This is a genomic window from Seonamhaeicola sp. ABD4_175, from assembly GCF_056160885.1.
In genome coordinates this window covers 54,259-73,245 of the sequence record NZ_JBSWYC010000005.1, presented here as the reverse complement: position 1 = coordinate 73,245, position 18,987 = coordinate 54,259, and the positions used below count along the sequence as shown (strand labels likewise).

Below are 18,987 nucleotides of genomic sequence, written 5' to 3'. Positions count from 1 at the left end.
ACATACTAAAAAAAAAGCATTGTAAACAAATAAAAATGTATTTTATCGATTAAAAACATCATTTAAACGCATACGTGTGCGTTTTGGTAACACAAAAGTCTAGTTTAACATCTGTTGGAAAGATGTCTTCAATTTGAGCTTCAGCATCAAAAAAAGACAGTCCAATTTTTATTGTTTCCGGTTTACATTTGGCTAAAAACGTATCATAAAACCCTTTTCCGTAACCAACTCTATGGCCTTGTTCATCAAAAGCTAATAAAGGTATAAAAACTACATCAATGTTATTGGCATCAATTTCAATACCATCAACAGGCTCGGGTATGTTGTAATGGTTTTTTTTAATGGTTGTGCTATCAGTTAATAAAAAATGTGTCATTTCACCAGTATCAAAATGACTTTTTGGTACCACAATGTTTTTGTCTTTACCAGCTAAAATGCTTAAAATAAATTCGGTATTTATTTCTTTTTGTTCTTCAATAGGTAAAAAAATATGATAGAATTTATGTTGCCAAATAGGCATTTTTATTGCATTATTAGCAATGGCAATACTAAATGTTTCAATATCATTTTGAGATAAATTATTGCGAAGCGTTTTGTGTTTTTTGCGTAGTTCAGCTTTTGTCATTTAATTTTGTGCTTATATGAAAAAGCGCATCACCTTGATATACAATAGGCGATTCGTTTACATTAATTATATAACCGGTATTAGGTGCTTTTACAAAAAAATTAAGTTTACCATAAGGGTCTGTAATGTTACCTAATAAATCTCCTTTTTGAACTTTTGAATTTATTTTAGCACTGGCTTTAAACATACCCGAAAATTTGGCTCTAACCCATTTACTGTCTTTAATAAAAACACAGTCTTTTTTTGGGGTTGAAGCTTTAAAAGATACGTTTAACATACCCAAATGTTTTAATACACGTTTAGCGCCATTAACACCAGAGTTTGTAACTACATCGTCAATATGTACAGATTTGCCTCCTTCAAAAAGTAAAAGCGGTTTATTTAGTTTGAAACAAGTGTTTCTAAACGATTTATTTAAGTTTTTTGAATACAAAACAAAGGGAGCGCCAAATATTTTAGCAAGTTGTTTAAGCTCAATTTCACCTTCAATAATTCTAATTTGGGGTGCATTAAATCTACCTGAACCACCTGTGTGAAAATCCATAATGTAATCTACGTGTGGTATAATTTCGGTAACTAATTTATGGGCTACTCTACTGGCTAATGAGCCCTTTGGGCTACCAGGAAACATGCGGTTTAAGTCTCTGCCATCTGGAAATTCACGGGTTAAATTTAAAAAGCCAAAAATGTTAATTACAGGTATGCAAATAATAGTGCCAATTTTAGGTTTGTTAATGCCTTTGGCAATAATTTGGCGTACAATTTCAATACCATTTACTTCATCACCGTGTATGCCTGCGGTAAATAATACTGTTGGGCCAACACGTTTTGAGCGTTCAATAATAATAGGAACATTTACAGGAGTACTGGTGTGTAAGTTGGCAACATCAAAATTTACTTCTTTACTTTCTCCAGGGGCAATGGTTTCATTTAAAATGGTAAGCGTTTTTTTTTCTAAAGTCATAAATCGTCGTCATTTAAAAAACTTAATGTTTGTTGCGTTCAATATACGTAATAATGCTTTTTGCTATGTTTTTACCTGTAGCGGTTTCAATGCCTTCTAAACCGGGTGTAGAGTTTACTTCTAAAAGTAATGGCCCGCGTGCAGATTGTAAAATATCTACACCGCAAACAGGCAGTTTTAATGCACGGGCAGCATTCATGGCAACTTTAATCTCAGCCTCGTTAAGTTTTATAATTTCGGCGCTGCCGCCTCTGTGAAGGTTAGATCTAAATTCGCCTTCTTTACCTTGGCGTTTCATGGCGCCAACCACATGGCCATCAACAACCAGCGCTCTAATATCGGCCCCTTTAGCTTCAGCAATAAATTCTTGCACCAATGCACGTGCTTGTAGGCCGTTAAAGGCTTCTAAAACAGATTCTGCGGCGTTTTTGGTTTCGGCTAAAACAACGCCTAAACCTTGAGTACCTTCTAATAATTTAATAATTACAGGTGTGCCACCAACGTGCGATAGTACTTTTTCAATATCGCGTGAGTAATTGGTAAAAACTGTTTTTGGCATGCCAATTCCTGCTTTTGATAGCCTTTGGAAACTGCGTAGTTTGTCTCTAGATCTAATAATAGCATCTGAGGTTACAGAGGTAAACACATTCATCATTTCAAACTGGCGCACAACGGCACAACCAAAAAATGTAACAGATGCACCAATTCTGGGTATAATAGCATCAACGTAATCTAAATACCTGTCTTTGTAAAAAATAGATGGTTTTTGTTTTTCAATTATTAAATCGCATTTAAGCGGATCAATAACTTCAATTTGGTGTCCGCGTTTTTCGCCTTCTTCAATAAGTCTTTCTGTAGAATAAAGGTTGGTGTTTCTAGACAGTATTACTATATTCATGGTGTTTTTGAGTTAAAAGAAACGTTTTCTAAATCTACATCAACTATAAATTTATGGCTTAAAAATTGCCTGCCTATTAAAACAGGAAACTTCATATCGTCTCTGGTGCTTAAAGTTAAGTTAATCTTATAAGTTTTACCAAAAAATATGACTTCAGATTTTACTTTGTATCTATTTTCTTTGTAGCCATTGCTACTTTTTACGTTAGTTAGTGAAAACGAATCAAAAATAATTTCGGTTTTACCAAAGTTTTGGTGTACATCGCTGTTAAAAATACACAGTAATGCGTTGTCTATTTCTATGATTTCAGAGCAATGAATTGCAGAAGTGTACGCGCCTGTATCTATCTTAACATCAATGTTGTAGAGTTCCAGTTTTGGGAAATCTATTTTGTCTATTCTTCCAATTGTTTTTTTATTCATTTGCTTTTTTAAAAAGAGGCGCAATGTAGTAAATAAGTTAATTCAAATTTTTAGTTTATTAAAATTTAACCATAAAATATTTAATAATTACCTTTGAGATGATGGATGTACCTGCTTTAGAAATACAATTACAAACACTGCCCAATCAACCGGGTGTTTATCAGTACTTTGATAAAGACGATACCATTATTTATGTAGGCAAAGCCAAAAATTTAAAAAAGCGCGTAAGTTCATATTTTACAAAAACTCATGATAGCGGCAAAACACGTGTGCTTGTTAAAAAAATTGCACGTATAAAACATATTGTTGTAGAAACTGAAACCGATGCCTTACTGTTAGAAAACAACTTAATTAAAAAGCATAAACCACGCTATAATGTGTTGTTGAAAGACGATAAATCTTACCCATGGATTTGTATAAAAAACGAACGATTTCCACGTGTATTTTCAACAAGACGTGTTTTTAAGGGTGGCGGCGAATATTTTGGGCCTTACACAAGTGGTAAAACCGTACACACACTACTAGATTTAATAAAAGGCTTGTACCCGTTGCGTACCTGTAATTATGATTTGGCCGAAACAAAAATTGAAGCAGGTAAATATAAAGTGTGTTTAGAGTATCACTTAAAAAACTGTAAAGGTGCTTGCGAAGGTTACGAAACTGAAGAAGCTTACAATGAAAACATAAAAGCCATTAGGCAAATTTTAAAAGGCAATTTTAAAGATTCATTACAACAATTTAAACAGCAAATGAAACAACTTGCTGAAGATATGTTGTTTGAAGAAGCTCAAAAAATAAAAGAAAAAATTGAAGTTTTAGAAAACTATCAAGCACGCTCAACTATTGTAAATCCTAAAATTAGCAATGTTGATGTGTTTTCAATTATGAGTGATGAAACCTACGGTTATATTAATTTCTTGCAACTATCATACGGGTCCATAATTAGGTCTCATACATTAGAAATTAAAAAGAAGCTTGATGAAACTGATGAAGAATTACTAACCTTAGCAATTACCGAAATTAGGCAACGTTTTCATTCAAAATCAAAAGAAATTTACGTGCCTTTTAAAGTGCAATTAGGCGAAAATATAAAGGTTACAGTGCCAAAACTTGGTGATAAAAAGCATATTTTAGATTTATCACTACGCAATGCCAAGTATTACCGTATGGAGCGTTTTAAACAAGATAAAATTGTGGATCCAGATAGGCATGCAAACCGCATTATGGCACAAATGAAAGCCGATTTGCGTTTACATGAAGAACCGCGGCATATTGAGTGTTTTGATAATTCAAACATACAAGGAACAAACCCCGTGGCGGCATGTGTGGTATTTAAAAACGGTAAACCAAGTAAAAAAGATTACAGACATTTTAATATAAAAACCGTTGAAGGGCCAGATGATTTTGCATCTATGGAAGAAGTGGTTTACAGGCGTTATAAACGTTTGTTAGATGAAGATAAGCCTTTGCCGCAATTAATTATTATTGATGGCGGAAAGGGGCAGCTTTCTTCGGCATTAAAAAGTTTAGATGTTTTAGGGCTACGTGGTAAAATTGCTATTATTGGTATTGCAAAACGTTTAGAGGAATTGTTTTATCCAAATGACCCAATTCCACTATATTTAGATAAAAAAAGCGAAACCTTAAAAATAATTCAGCAATTACGTAATGAAGCACACCGTTTTGGTATTGAGCATCATAGAAATAGGCGCAGTAAAAATGCGTTAAATACAGAGTTGGAAACCATTCCTGGTATTGGCGAAAAAACAGTTGTTGAGTTGTTAAAACATTTTAAATCGGCTAAACGTGTTTCTAACGCAAAGTTAGATGAGCTTGAAGTTGTTATAGGCAACTCAAGAGCTGAAAAAGTGTATAATTACTATCATGAAAAGAAATAATTAAAAATTGTCATTACAATAAGGCAAATAAAATGTTACTCACTTGAAAAGAACACTAGCCATATCATTCGTATTTATAATCGCTTTTATTTCCGCGAAAGCGCAAACAGATACACTAAAATCTAAAAAACCTAAAATAGGTTTAGTGCTAAGTGGTGGTGGTGCAAAAGGTTTGGCTCACATAGGTGTGTTAAAGGTTATTGATAGCCTTGGAGTAGAAATAGATTATGTAGCAGGTACAAGTATGGGTGCTATTATTGGCTCTTTGTACGCGGCAGGTTATTCGGGTAAACAGCTTGATTCTATTTTTGTTGAAGCAGATTTTGATAAAATTATTACCGATGATTTACCAAGAGCATCAAAAGATTTTTTTGAACGTAATAATGACGAACGATACGCCATAAAATTACCTTTTAACGATTTTAAACTCAAACTACCGTCAGCGCTTTCAAGAGGGCAAAATGCCTATAATTTACTGCTAAAGTTACACTTGCATGCCAATGAAATTGAAGATTTTACCAAACTGCCAGTGCCGTTTTTTTGTATTGCAACCAATATGGAAACAGGTAAGCAAATACAGTTAGAAACCGGAAATCTTACCCAAAGTGTTATGGCAAGTGGCGCATTACCAACCTTGTTTCAGCCAGTAGCTTTAAATGATAATCTTTTAATTGATGGCGGTGTGGTTAATAACTATCCAATTGATGAGTTAAGAGCAAAAGGAATGGATGTTATTATTGGTGTTGATGTGCAAGATGGTTTAATGGATAGAACTCAATTAATATCTGCACCAGATGTGTTGCTGCAAATAAACAACTTTCGTACCATTAAAGACATGGAGGTTAAAAGCAAAAAAACCGATATTTATATAAAACCTGATATTAAAGATTACAGCGTAGTTTCTTTTGATGCAGGTAAAGAAATTATTGCCAGAGGGCAAACAGCTGGTAATAAAAAAATAAATGAACTAAAAGCTTTGGGTAATTTAAAATCTAATCAATACTCAAAAGCAAAAATAACACCTCATGCTAAAGACAGTATTTTTATAAATAATATAAAAATTAACGGCCTAAACAATTACACCCGTGCGTATGTAAAGGGAAAGTTAAAAATTAAAAGTTTTGAGAAAATTAGCTATGAAAGATTAACAAATGGTATAAATAATATTATAGCTACCAATAATTTTGATGCTTTTGAATATCAATTAAAAACCTCAAAAAACAAAAAAGGTTATGATTTTTTTGCCAACGTAAAAGAAACCAAAAACACCACATTTTTAAAGTTTGGTGTGCATTATGACAATTTATACAAAAGTGGGGCGCTTTTAAACGTTACAAAAAAACGGTTACTTTTTAATAATGATATAGCGGTTTTTGATCTTGTTTTAGGTGATAACATTAGGTATAAATTTGACTATTTAATTGATAAAGGTTTTTATTGGAGTATAGGTTTGCGGTCTAGTTTTAACCATTTTAACAAAAATATTTCAGCTTCATTGTTATTAAATGATACTGAAATTGATGCTATGGGCTTAAATAAAATAGGTGTAGACTTACAAGACCAAACTAATCAATTTTACTTACAAACACTTTTTAGAAAAGACTTTGCTTTAAGTGTTGGTGCAGAACATAAACGTTTAGAAATAACATCTGAGACTTTGGCAACCAACAATGTAGATGAAGAGTTTGTTTTTGAAAATACCGATTATTTTAGCTTATACAGTAATTTAAAACTAGACACCTATGATGATAAATATTTTCCTAAAAACGGTGTCTATTTTAACGGCGATTTGCACTGGTATTTATACGCATCACATTTTAATAAAACATTTGATGCTTTTAGTATTGCAAAAGCAGATATAGGGTATGCTTTTAGTATAACCGATAAATTGGCTGTTAATTTAAAATCTGGAGGCGGCTTTAAATTAGGCGATAAAACTACCCAAACGCTAGATTTTGCCTTGGGTGGTTACGGTAATAATTTAATTAACAATTTTGTGCCGTTTTTAGGGTATGATTTTATTTCTTTAACAGGAAATAGTTACGTAAAAGCTTACGCAGGTTTAGATTATAATTGGCTAAAAAAGCACCACATAACTTTAGAGGCTAATTGGGCAAATATTGAAGATGATATTTTTGATACAGGCGAGTGGTTTACACTACCAGATTACCGTGGTTATGCTCTAGGTTATGCTATTGATACGTTTGTTGGTCCAATACAAGTTAAGTACAGTTACTCGCCAGAGCAAACCAAAGGTTTTTGGTATTTTACGCTCGGTTTTTGGTTTTAACTAATTTTTTTGGAAAAAATATCGGTTTTTTTACGATATTTGTAATTGTATGATACTTTATTTTGAAGATTTATTACAATTTCTACACTATCTTATCAAGAGAAATCCTGAATAAGCACACTTTTTTGTATATTTAAAGGTAACTGAAAATTAAATATTTACAGTTAACCAACAAGCACTAATTTTTTCACATTTTAAAAATTAAAGTATGCCTTTTTATCATAAATTAGGAAGCATTCCGCATAAACGTCACATACAATTTAAAAAACCAGATGGCAGTTTATATTATGAGCAGCTTTTTGGCACTATTGGTTTTGATGGTATGTCAACCAATAGTTATCATGAGCAACGCCCAACACAAGTAAAAGCAATAAAAAAACAATACAGTGTAACACCCAAAATAGCTTTAAAAAACAATATAAAATCATACCGTTTTAAAGGTTTTCAAGTAACGCCTGAAAACGATTTTTTAGAAAGCCGTAAAACCGTATTAATTAATTCAGATTGTGCTATCGTGTTAGCAGCACCAAAACAATCTACCAAAAATTATTTCTACAAAAATACCGATGCTGATGAGCTTATTTTTGTGCACAAAGGCACTGGTAAATTACGCACTATGCTGGGTAATTTAAACTTTAAGTACGGCGATTATTTGCTAATTCCACGCGGAGTAATTTATAAAATAGATTTTGATACTGAAGATAACAGACTTTTCATTGTAGAATCTCATCGGCCCATTTACACACCCAAACGTTACCGCAATTGGTTTGGGCAACTCCTAGAACATGCGCCATTTTGTGAGCGCGATATACGCAGGCCACAAGAGCTTGAAACCTACAACGAAAATGGAGATTTCACAATAAAAGTAAAAAAGCAAGGTGATATTATAGAAATGGTTTACGCATCGCACCCATTTGATGTTGTTGGGTATGATGGTTACAACTATCCGTACGCCTTTTCAATTCATGATTTTGAGCCTATAACAGGCCGTATACACCAACCGCCACCAGTGCATCAAACCTTTGAAACAGATGCCTTTGTGGTGTGTAGTTTTGTACCGCGTTTGTATGACTATCATCCGCTGTCAATTCCAGCGCCATACAATCACAGTAACATAGATTCAGATGAGGTTCTATATTATGTTGATGGCGATTTTATGAGTAGAAATGATGTAGAAGCTGGCCATATTTCACTACATCCGGCAGGTATTCCGCATGGGCCACACCCAGGCGCCACAGAGCGCAGTATAGGTAAACAAAAAACCGAAGAATTAGCCGTTATGGTTGATACGTTTAAACCTTTAATGGTAACAGAAGAAGCCATGAAAATTGCCGATGAAAGCTACCATAAATCATGGTTAGAGTAAAATTATTAGAAGCTATTTCCCGCTATCCGCTGTATCTTTTTCTCGTGCCTCAAAAAAGGATGCCGCTACTATCGGGGCTAAAAACAAATCAACAAAAAACAGATAAATAATTATGAGTAAACATATAGAATCAGTAAACTACGGTTTAGAAAAAATATTTGATGGCGCACAAGATTTTTTGCCACTTTTAGGTACAGATTATGTAGAGCTTTACGTAGGTAACGCAAAACAAGCAGCGCATTATTACAAAACAGCATTTGGTTTTCAATCTTTTGCCTACAAAGGTTTAGAAACCGGTAGTAAAGACACCGTTTCATACGTGTTAAAACAAGATAAAATTCGTTTGGTTTTAACCACACCACTAAATTCTAAAAACACAATAAATGAGCATATTGTAAAGCATGGCGATGGTGTAAAAGTAATAGCGCTTTGGGTAGAAGATGCCAGAAAAGCTTATGAAGAAACAACTAGCAGAGGCGCAAAATCATACATTGAGCCTTATGTTGAAAAAGATGAACATGGCGAGATTGTAAAAGCAGGTATTTACACCTACGGCGAAACCGTGCATATGTTTGTTGAGCGTAAAAATTACAACGGTATATTTATGCCGGGTTTTGTAGCGTGGGAGTCTAATTATAAACCAGAACCTTTGGGTTTAAAATACGTAGACCACATGGTTGGTAACGTAGGTTGGGGCCAAATGAATACCTGGGTTAAATGGTATGAAGATGTTATGGGGTTTGAAAACTTTTTATCATTTGATGATAAACAAATACACACAGAATATTCTGCACTTATGAGTAAAGTTATGAGTAATGGTAACGGACGTATAAAATTTCCAATTAACGAGCCTGCCGAAGGAAAAAAACGTTCTCAAATTGAAGAATACCTAGATTTCTATGAAAGCGCAGGTGTACAACACATAGCCGTGGCTACAGATGATATTATTAAAACCATAAAAGGTATGCGTGCAAGAGGTGTAGAGTTTTTATCAACACCACCCGATGCGTATTATGAAGCTGTGCCAGAGCGTTTGCTAACACACAACCATGAGTTACGAGAAGATATTGAAACCTTAAAAAGTTTAGGAATCATGATTGATGCTGATGAAGAAGGTTACTTACTTCAAATTTTCACAAAACCAGTACAAGATAGACCAACCTTGTTTTTCGAAATTATTCAGCGCATGGGCGCACGTGGTTTTGGTGCAGGAAACTTTAAAGCACTCTTTGAGTCTATTGAAAGAGAGCAAGCAAAACGCGGTACTTTGTAAATTTTTCAAAATAAATACCTTAAAAAGCGCCTTCAAAAAATATATTGAAGGCGCTTTTTATGTAACAAATTATCGTTAAGAACTTCTTACATAAAACAAGCTGTATTGTTTTTTTTATATTTTTGGAATAGTAATTGTAATTTCAGTAGATATAACAATAAAAAATGCTTTAAAAAGTTAATAACATAACCCCACAGTCATCATGAAAAAAACACTACTTATTATAATTACAATATGCAGTTTGCAAATGGTAAAGGCGCAAGAATCGTCATTTGGTGATGGCGAGTGGTTTAAATTTAGAATGAGTTATAGTAATTTTTTAAAAGCAGGTAACGCCACACTTACTGTAATAGATACTAAGCTAGATAACAAAGATGTTTACCATGTTGTTGGTAAAGGCTGGACAACCGGTATGATAAAATGGTTTTTTAAGGTAAAAGATAGATATGAAAGCTATTTTGATAAAAAAACATTATTACCTTACAAATTTGTTAGAAATATTGATGAAGGTGGCTATACCAAAGATATTGAAATAGACTTTGACCAAGTAAACCATAAAGCACACGTAAACGATAAAAAACACAGTAAAAAATATGTTTTAGATACCAGACCAAACATACAAGATATGGTATCAACATTTTATTACTTAAGAAATAATTTAAAAACAGATACCTTAAAAATAGGCGATGAGGTTAGGGTAGATATGTTTTTTGATAAAGAAAACTATGGTTTTAAATTAAAGTATTTAGGCGAAGAAATTATAGATACAGATTTTGGAGAGGTTGAATCGTTAAAATTTAGGCCCTATGTTATGGCAGGTCGTGTGTTTAAAGAGGAAGAAAGTTTAACACTTTGGGTTTCAAAAGACAAAAATAAAGTACCTTTGCGTATAAAAGCAGATTTGGCTGTAGGATCTTTAAGAGCAGATTTAGATGCTTTTAAGGGTTTAAAGCATCCCTTCAATATAGTAGTAAAAAATTAATGGGTTCAGAAAAAAATATTACCAACAAACTTAATGAAAAATATAAGGCTATAGACCAAGATTTAGATGATCATTTAGAAGGTCTATTACACAGCAAACCTATTACTTACTGGGATTATATACATACTGATGCGCTTTTAAATTTACAACTGCCGCGTACTAATTTTCCTGATGAAATGGTATTTATAATGTACCATCAAATCACCGAGTTGCTCTTTAAAATGATACTTACTGAAATAGAGCAAGTAGCAAAAAGCAACCAAATAACCGAAGCTGTTTTTACTGATAAAATAATGCGTATTAGTCGTTATTTTGATGTGCTTACATCATCATTTAGCATTATGAAAGATGGCATGAGTATAGAACAGTACAACCAATTTAGGCAAACATTAATTCCGGCAAGTGGTTTTCAAAGTGCACAATACCGTAAAATAGAGTTTGCTTCAACAGAAATTATTAATCTTATTGATAAAAGATTTAGAGCAAATTTTGATACAGAAACATCTTATGAAAATGCTTTTGAATACTTATACTGGCAAGCTGCAGGTAAAGATTACAAAACAGGAAAAAAAACCTATACTTTAACAGTTTTTGAAGAACAATATAAAGAAGAGTTTCTTAGATTTAGCAAATTTTACAAAACAAACAATCTTTGGTCTAAATTTAAAAGTTTACCCCAAAAATCTCAGCAAAATAAAGCACTAGTAGAGGCAATGCGTCATTATGATTTTACGGTTAATGTAAAATGGGTAATGGCACATTACAATACCGCAAGTCACTATTTAAACATAGGAGGCAAAACAGCCGAAGCTACAGGCGGTAGTGAGTGGGTAAAATACATGCACCCAAAGTATCAAAAAAGAATATTTTTTCCAGAATTATGGACAACAAAAGAAATAGAAGCGTGGGGAACAAATATTTAACATTATTAAGTTTATTATTGCTCATTTTAAATGCTTGCAAAAATGAGCCAAAAGAAGTTACAAAAGAAGACATTGCCGAGGTTGAAGAAGTACAATATGTTTACGAATTTGGCTTTAAACTAGACGATTACATTGTAAAAAGAGATACTATAAAACGAGGCGATACATTTGGTGTTATTCTAGAACGTAACAATATTGGGTATCCTAAAATTTTTCACATTGCCGAAAAAGCAAAAGACACTTTTGATATTAGAAAACTGCAAGTAGGAAAACCTTATACCATTTTATGCTCAAAAGACTCATTGGAGTTGCCAGAATCTTTTATATACCAACCCAATAAAGAAGAATACGTTGTTATAAATTTTAAAGATTCTATTCATGCATTTACAAGCCGTAAACCCATAAAATATATTGAAAAAACAGTTACCGGTGTTATAAACAGCAGTATTTCTGAAACTTTAGATGAAAAAGGTGTTAGCGCCGTATTAACTAATAAATTGGCTGATAATATTTATGCATGGACCATAGATTTTAGAAGACTTCAAAAAGGCGATAGGTTTAAAGTTATTTATACCGATAAATATATTGATGATACTATTTACGGCGGAATACACGATGTAAAAGCGGCTTTTTTTGAGCATAACAAAGAGCCTTTTTACGCCTTTCAATTTGAAACAGATTCTGTTAAAGGTATTATAGATTATTTTAATGAAGACGCTAAAAACTTACGTCGCGCATTTTTAAAAGCTCCAGTTAAGTTTAGCAGAATATCATCACGCTATAATTTAAGAAGAAGAATTGCCGTATATGGCTTTAAAGTGCGCCCACACAAAGGTACAGACTTTGCTGCGCCAATAGGCACGCCCATTATGGCAACTGCAAATGGTACCGTAACAAAATCTGAACGTAGAGGCGGAAACGGAAATTACGTTAAAATACGCCACAATGCCACTTTTGAAACCCAATATTTACACATGAAAAAACGTAATGTAAAAGTAGGGCAGTTTGTAAAACAAGGCGATGTTATTGGTTGGGTTGGCATGACGGGTAATACTGGTGGACCACACGTGTGCTACCGTTTTTGGGTAAATGGCAGACAAGTTGATCCGTTTAAGCAAAAATTACCCGAAGCTAAACCAATATCAGATTCTTTAAAAACAAAATATTTAGAGTTTATAAAACCAATTAAGGCGCAGTTAGATAGTATACATTTTGAAAACCAAGCGTCTCAAGAAAATTTGAACCAAAACCAAAATTTAATTACACAGAATTATTAACACATGGCACTACCAACAGTTAACCCAACCCAAACCCAAGCCTGGAAAAAGCTTCAAGACCATTTTAATAAAGTAGAAAATTTACATATGAAAGATTTATTTGCTCAAGATGCAAACAGAGCAGATAAATTTACCATTAAATGGCAAGATTTTTATGTAGATGTTTCAAAAAACAGAATTACAGAAGAAACATTTAAACTATTATTAGAATTAGCCGATGATGTAAAACTAAAGGAAGCAATAAAAAGTCAGTTTTCAGGAGAAAAAATTAACAAAACCGAAGGAAGAGCGGTGTTACATACTGCTTTAAGAGCTCCAAAAACAGCCATTGTAAATGTAGATGGCGTAAATGTAATACCTGAAATTTACAGTGTTAGAGAAAAAATAGAAGCTTTTACCAATGAGGTGGTAAGTGGTTCAAAAAAAGGGTATACAGGTAAAGCATTCACACATGTTGTAAATATTGGTATTGGCGGTTCAGATTTAGGGCCAGCTATGGTAGTAGATTCACTTCAGTATTACAAAAACCATTTAACAACCTATTTTGTAAGTAATGTTGATGGTGATCATGTAAACGAAGTAATTAAAAAATTAAATCCTGAAACTACGTTATTTGTAGTAGTTTCAAAAACGTTTACCACACAAGAAACCTTGTCAAACGCTAACACCATAAAAGAATGGTTTTTACAATCGGCATCACAAGATGATATAGCAAAACACTTTGTAGCAGTATCAACAAATTTAGAAGCGGTTAAAAGTTTTGGTATAGCTTCAGAAAATATTTTCCCAATGTGGGATTGGGTTGGTGGACGTTTTTCACTATGGAGCGCCGTTGGGCTTTCAATAAGTTTAGCTGTTGGTTATAACAATTACGCTAGTTTATTAGAAGGAGCTCATGAAATGGATGAGCATTTTAAAAATGAAGATTTTGCATCAAACATTCCGGTGGTTTTAGGTTTAATAAGTATTTGGTATAATAACTTTTTTAAAGCTGAAAGTGAGGCTGTAATTGCATATTCGCAGTATTTAAACCAGTTTGCTACCTATTTGCAACAAGGCATTATGGAAAGTAATGGAAAAAGTGTTGATAGAAATGGTAATTTTATAGATTACCAAACAGGTACATTAATTTGGGGAGAACCTGGTACAAACTCGCAACACGCGTTTTTTCAGCTAATTCACCAAGGAACCAAGCTAATACCTGCCGATTTTATTGGGTTTGCAAAATCATTACATGGTAATCAAGATCATCAAGATAAATTAATATCAAACTTTTTAGCACAAACCGAAGCTTTACTTAATGGTAAAACAAAAGAACAAGTAATAGAAGAAGGAACTTCAGAAACTATTTTACCTTTTAAAATATTTGAAGGAAATAAACCAACTAACACAATTTTTGTAGAAAAATTAACAGCTAAAAGTCTTGGGAAACTAATAGCCATGTACGAACATAAGATTTTTGTACAAGGTATTATTTGGAATATTTTTAGCTACGATCAGTTTGGAGTTGAACTAGGAAAACAGTTGGCAACAAAAATTTTACATGAATTTAACAATTTGGTGACAAACAGTCATGATTCTTCAACTGTTAATTTACTGACATATTACAAAAATATGAAGTAAAAAAAATACATTCTCATAATATTTACTTAAAAAAAGGTGCTAATTTTAATAGGTTAGTGCCTTTTTAGCTATAAAACTGTTATAGTTTTCTTAATATTTTCTTAATATTAAAACCTTACTCAAGGAGTAATTTTGCAAGACTAATTAAAAAAATTAATCTTTTTAAAAATTATGAGAAGAATTACTCAAAATTTAATAGTTGCTGTAGCACTTTTAGTGTCTGCTGTAGCTATGGCACAAAGTACCATTAGTGGTACTATTTTGGAAGCGGGAAGTAACATTCCGTTACCAGGAGCAAATGTTGTTGAAAAAGGTACTACAAACGGTGTAGTAACAGATTTTGATGGAAATTTTACTATCAACACAAAATCTAGCTCAGGTGAATTAGTAATTTCGTTTGTTGGTTACAATTCTAAAACTGTTCCTTTTTCTACAGGAACCAATTTGGGTTCAATTACTTTATCGGCTAGTCAAGTAGGTTTAGAAGAAGTGCAAATTATTGCATCGGTAGCTGTTGATAGAAAAACGCCTGTAGCGGTTTCAACAGTAAAATCAGCCGATATTGAGCTTAAATTAGGAACACAAGAGTTTCCTGAAATTTTAAATTCTACACCAGGAGTTTATGTAACAAAAACAGGTGGTGGTTACGGTGATGCTAGCGTTAGAATTAGAGGTTTTCAATCTGAAAACGTTGCAGTAATGATTAACGGTATTCCTGTTAATGACATGGAAAACGGCGCTGTTTACTGGTCTAACTGGGCAGGTTTAGCAGATGTTACTTCAACAATGCAAGTACAAAGAGGTTTAGGAGCATCAAAAGTAGCTGTGCCTTCTATTGGTGGTACTATTAATGTTATTACTAAGACTACTGATGTTGAAGCTGGAGGAGATGTTTTTACATCAATTGCAAATGATGGTTATAAAAAGTTTGGTGCTACGTATTCTACTGGTTTAAATGATAAAGGTTTTGCAGCAACAATATCTGCAGCTAAAACCGAAGGCGATGGTTACGTAGACGGAACTGAGTTTACAGGTGTTTCGTACTTCCTTAATCTTTCAAAAGAAATTAATGATTATCATAAATTAGCTTTTACAGTTTTTGGTGCAAAACAACGTCACGGACAAAGACAAAACAGACAATTAATTTCAACTTACCGAAATTCAGAAAGAGGAAGAAAATTTAACGCAGATTGGGGTTATAAAAATGGGCAAGTTACGCACCAAGAAGATAACTTTTATAATAAACCACAAATGTCTTTAAATCACTACTGGGATTTAAATGATAACACAAGTATTTCTACCGTAGCATATGCCTCTTTTGGTACTGGTGGTGGTGGTGGTACTGCTGGTGATGCAACAAAATTCACTTTTGACTCAAATGGATTTAGTGAATATAGAGATGGTTTATATGGCCCAATAAATTTTGATAAAATAGTTGAAGAAAATATTGCCGCTGGAGATAGTGGTTCAGAAACTATTTTAAGAGCTTCTCGTAATGATCATAACTGGTACGGTATATTATCTACATTAAAAACTAATTTAACAGATGATTTAGTGTTATTAGCAGGCTTAGATTACAGAAACTATAAAGGGGAACACTTCCAAGAAGTTACAGATTTATTAGGAGGTCAATATCATTTAGATGATAGTAACGTTAACAACCCTAATGCAATAACTAGAGTAGGAGATAAAAGAAGTTATTATAATGATGGTTTAGTAGGTTGGATAGGTGCATTTGGCCAATTAGAATATGATGTAAACGAAAAATTAAATACATATTTATCGTTAGCAGTTTCAAACACATCATATAAAAGAGTTGACTACTTTAATTACTTAGATAGTGACCCATTACAAGAAACAGACCGTTACAACTTTATAGGCTTCAGCACAAAAGGTGGCGCTAACTACAGAATTGACAATAACCATAACGTATTTGCTAACATAGGTTATTTTGAAAGAGCTGCAGATTTTGATGCGGTATTTCAAAACTTTGATAATGAGCATATTAATGAGAATGCTGAAAATCAAAAAATTGTTAGTTTTGAGTTAGGTTACGGTTACCGTAGCGAAAAAATATCTGGTAACTTAAACTTATACAGAACTACTTGGAAAGATAGAACTGAAACAGTTAGTTTCCAACAACCTGATGGTACAAACGCTTTTGCTAATATTTTGGGTGTTAACGCAATTCACCAAGGTATTGAGTTAGATTTTATTTATAAAGCTACAGACAAGTTAAAAATAAACGGTATGTTATCTATAGGTGACTGGAGATGGGATAGCAACGTTACAGATGTAGATATTCTTAATGAAGACCAAGAAGTAGTTGAAACTGTAAACTTATTTATTGAAGATTTACACGTAGGTGATGCTGCTCAAACAACATTGGCTTTAGGAGCTAATTACAGCATTAACGCTAAAACAAAATTAATTGTAGATTATACTTACTTTGGTGACATTTATGCAGAATTTGATCCAAGTGGTAGAAATGAACCAGGACCAGATGCTTACAAATTACCAAATTATGGGTTATTTGATGCAATTGTAACACATACATTTGATTTTGGACCATTTGAAACTACTTTAACAGGTAGAATGAACAACGTACTAGATACTGAGTACTTTACTGATGCTTTTGATGGTACAGACGATACTGTAGTTGGTTACTACGGTTTTGGTAGAACTTTTAGTATTGGAGCAAAATTTAATTTTTAAAAAAAAACTGAAAATGAAAAAAATAGTTTATTATTTAGCAATCTTAGGAGCCATCTTCACTGGGTGTAATCCTATGGATGACATATATGACAAAATGGATTCTAAACCTATTTTAGGTAAAGATTTCATCCAAGGAGCACAAATGTATACATTCACATCTGATGATTATGAAACTTACGAAGGTCAGTTAGATTCTGTAGAGTACTTCATGAATCAAGATTTAGCTGATGTTGTTATTCCTGATTTCTTAGCAGATAAATTTCCAGTTTTTGGAGAAGGTTCTTTAGTAAATGTTACCTACAACTTATTTGATGAAACCGTACCTGTAGCTATGACTGCTTCAGAAACATTATCTTCTTTAAGTAATATAAATGCTTATTTAGATTCTGAATTTGAAACCGCAACAAACGGAACATTTGTAGAATTAACACACAATGCTGCTTTATTAGCATATACACTATCTGATGATGATATTGTAACTATAGCTAACAGATTAAGTTCTAAATACCCAGAACCGGCAAGTAGTGCTTCAAGATTTGAAAACTTTGAAAGAAGATCATCAAGCAATAGTTATTGGTCTGATGATATGATTGTAGAAGGTTTAAACCTTTTATTAGGTGAAGATTATAATGCAGGCCAAGTAATTGCTATGTCATTTGCAATTTATGATGGTGGTACTAACTTTTCTGAAACATTTGTAGTACAACATAATGGTTATGGCTTCATAAAATTAGATGTTGAAGCAAGTGCTTCTTCTGCTACAGAGTATACTTTATCAGATTCTGATTATGATGATATTGAAGCAGCATTAGCAGCAGATTACCCTGGTCCAGCTGCAAACGCAGGTAGATTTGGTAGTTTTGATGTAAGATCAAGTAGTCCTAATTACTGGAGTAATGATATGCTTATTGAAGCATTTAATGTTGTTTTACCGGCAGCTACCGAAGGAGATTTGTATGCGGTAACGTATGCCATTTATGATGGCTCAGTAGGTACAGCTACTCAAACGTTAAAATACGAATCTGGTGCATATGTATCTGGTGAAACTGTTATAGAAATAACATCTACAGTTGCAAAAAATAACGGAGATTGGGAGTTTCCTTATATGTTTACAAGAGCAGATTATGACGCTTTCGGTTTCAGATTTCCTAACTTCAGTAGCAGTAATATTTATATTTTAGATATCTTTTTAGAAGATTTATTCCCATTTGCTCAAGCTGGTGATGTAGCCATGGTACAATATGCATTTTATAACGGAGATGCTACTGTTACAAAATATGGCCATAGTAATTTTGATGGTGATAAATGGAAGTTAACTCCAGACATTATTGAAACATCATTTCAATATGGTTTTGAAGACGGTGTTTGGGTACCAGACAATACCATAGCATACATGTTTTTAAGTGCAGATGTTGCATTAGTTGAATCTACTTTTATTGGTATATATCCAGGACCTGCCGAGAACGTTGGTTTCTTTGGAAGTTTTGACAGACGTAGTGGTAGTAGTAATTACTGGACAGATGAAATGCTATTAGAAGCGTTTAATGTTGTATTAGACAAAATAAACCCTAGCGCTGAAGAAGGTCAAAAATATGCCGTAACAATTGTAACATATACTGGTTCAACAGTAAATGAAACATTATATGTTGTTAAAGAAGGTGGTGTTTGGGTATACCAAGAGTAAATTAAAAATAACCATAATAAAAAAACCTCTCAACACCGAGAGGTTTT

The 18,987-nt window shown here is 33.1% G+C and carries 14 protein-coding genes; 10 read left to right on the top strand and 4 right to left on the bottom strand.

The window, feature by feature from the left end:
* Window positions 1-58: 58 nt before the first annotated feature.
* Genes ACXAG4_RS15095 through ACXAG4_RS15080 form a run of 4 tightly spaced genes read right to left on the bottom strand, consistent with a single transcriptional unit; the run spans window position 59 to window position 2,909 of the window.
* On the bottom strand, window positions 59-625 hold the full coding sequence (locus ACXAG4_RS15095; protein ID WP_475296924.1) for a 5-formyltetrahydrofolate cyclo-ligase: 567 nt from the start codon (window positions 623-625) through the stop codon (window positions 59-61).
* Window positions 612-1,589: a succinylglutamate desuccinylase/aspartoacylase family protein gene (locus ACXAG4_RS15090; RefSeq protein WP_475296923.1), complete on the bottom strand. Its 978-nt coding sequence runs from the start codon at window positions 1,587-1,589 to the stop codon at window positions 612-614. The genes ACXAG4_RS15095 and ACXAG4_RS15090 overlap by 14 nt, the downstream gene beginning before the upstream one ends.
* Window positions 1,590-1,611: 22 nt before the next feature.
* Window positions 1,612-2,487 (bottom strand): 30S ribosomal protein S6--L-glutamate ligase, encoded by an 876-nt coding sequence (gene rimK, locus ACXAG4_RS15085; RefSeq protein WP_475296922.1) that lies wholly within the window; start codon window positions 2,485-2,487, stop codon window positions 1,612-1,614.
* Complete coding sequence (locus ACXAG4_RS15080; protein ID WP_475296921.1) at window positions 2,484-2,909, bottom strand: ATP-dependent zinc protease family protein; 426 nt, start codon at window positions 2,907-2,909, stop codon at window positions 2,484-2,486. Before ACXAG4_RS15080 ends, rimK begins: the two co-directional genes overlap by 4 nt.
* Window positions 2,910-3,010: 101 nt before the next feature.
* Between ACXAG4_RS15080 and uvrC the strand changes: the two genes are divergently transcribed.
* The 10 genes from uvrC to ACXAG4_RS15030 all read left to right on the top strand — a co-directional run bounded on the left by uvrC (window position 3,011) and on the right by ACXAG4_RS15030 (window position 18,940).
* Window positions 3,011-4,807, top strand: coding sequence for an excinuclease ABC subunit UvrC (uvrC, locus tag ACXAG4_RS15075; RefSeq protein ID WP_475296941.1), 1,797 nt, complete (start codon window positions 3,011-3,013; stop codon window positions 4,805-4,807).
* Between the two features lie 43 nt (window positions 4,808-4,850).
* Window positions 4,851-7,097 carry a patatin-like phospholipase family protein gene (locus tag ACXAG4_RS15070; protein WP_475296920.1) on the top strand — a complete coding sequence of 749 codons (2,247 nt, stop codon included), beginning with the start codon at window positions 4,851-4,853 and terminating at the stop codon, window positions 7,095-7,097.
* Between the two features lie 208 nt (window positions 7,098-7,305).
* Window positions 7,306-8,463, top strand: coding sequence for a homogentisate 1,2-dioxygenase (locus tag ACXAG4_RS15065; RefSeq protein ID WP_475296919.1), 1,158 nt, complete (start codon window positions 7,306-7,308; stop codon window positions 8,461-8,463).
* Between the two features lie 112 nt (window positions 8,464-8,575).
* On the top strand, window positions 8,576-9,736 hold the full coding sequence (hppD, locus tag ACXAG4_RS15060) for a 4-hydroxyphenylpyruvate dioxygenase (protein ID WP_475296918.1): 1,161 nt from the start codon (window positions 8,576-8,578) through the stop codon (window positions 9,734-9,736).
* Between the two features lie 202 nt (window positions 9,737-9,938).
* Window positions 9,939-10,718 (top strand): DUF3108 domain-containing protein, encoded by a 780-nt coding sequence (locus ACXAG4_RS15055; protein WP_475296917.1) that lies wholly within the window; start codon window positions 9,939-9,941, stop codon window positions 10,716-10,718.
* Window positions 10,718-11,641 (top strand): tryptophan 2,3-dioxygenase family protein, encoded by a 924-nt coding sequence (locus ACXAG4_RS15050; protein ID WP_475296916.1) that lies wholly within the window; start codon window positions 10,718-10,720, stop codon window positions 11,639-11,641. The genes ACXAG4_RS15055 and ACXAG4_RS15050 overlap by 1 nt, the downstream gene beginning before the upstream one ends.
* Window positions 11,623-12,918: a peptidoglycan DD-metalloendopeptidase family protein gene (locus ACXAG4_RS15045; protein ID WP_475296915.1), complete on the top strand. Its 1,296-nt coding sequence runs from the start codon at window positions 11,623-11,625 to the stop codon at window positions 12,916-12,918. Before ACXAG4_RS15050 ends, ACXAG4_RS15045 begins: the two co-directional genes overlap by 19 nt.
* A gap of 3 nt (window positions 12,919-12,921) precedes the next feature.
* Window positions 12,922-14,541 carry a glucose-6-phosphate isomerase gene (gene pgi, locus ACXAG4_RS15040; protein WP_475296914.1) on the top strand — a complete coding sequence of 540 codons (1,620 nt, stop codon included), beginning with the start codon at window positions 12,922-12,924 and terminating at the stop codon, window positions 14,539-14,541.
* 171 nt (window positions 14,542-14,712) lie between these two features.
* Window positions 14,713-17,256, top strand: coding sequence for a TonB-dependent receptor (locus ACXAG4_RS15035; protein ID WP_475296913.1), 2,544 nt, complete (start codon window positions 14,713-14,715; stop codon window positions 17,254-17,256).
* 13 nt (window positions 17,257-17,269) lie between these two features.
* Window positions 17,270-18,940, top strand: a complete 1,671-nt coding sequence (locus ACXAG4_RS15030; protein WP_475296912.1) for a hypothetical protein — start codon at window positions 17,270-17,272, stop codon at window positions 18,938-18,940.
* Window positions 18,941-18,987 lie beyond the last annotated feature (47 nt).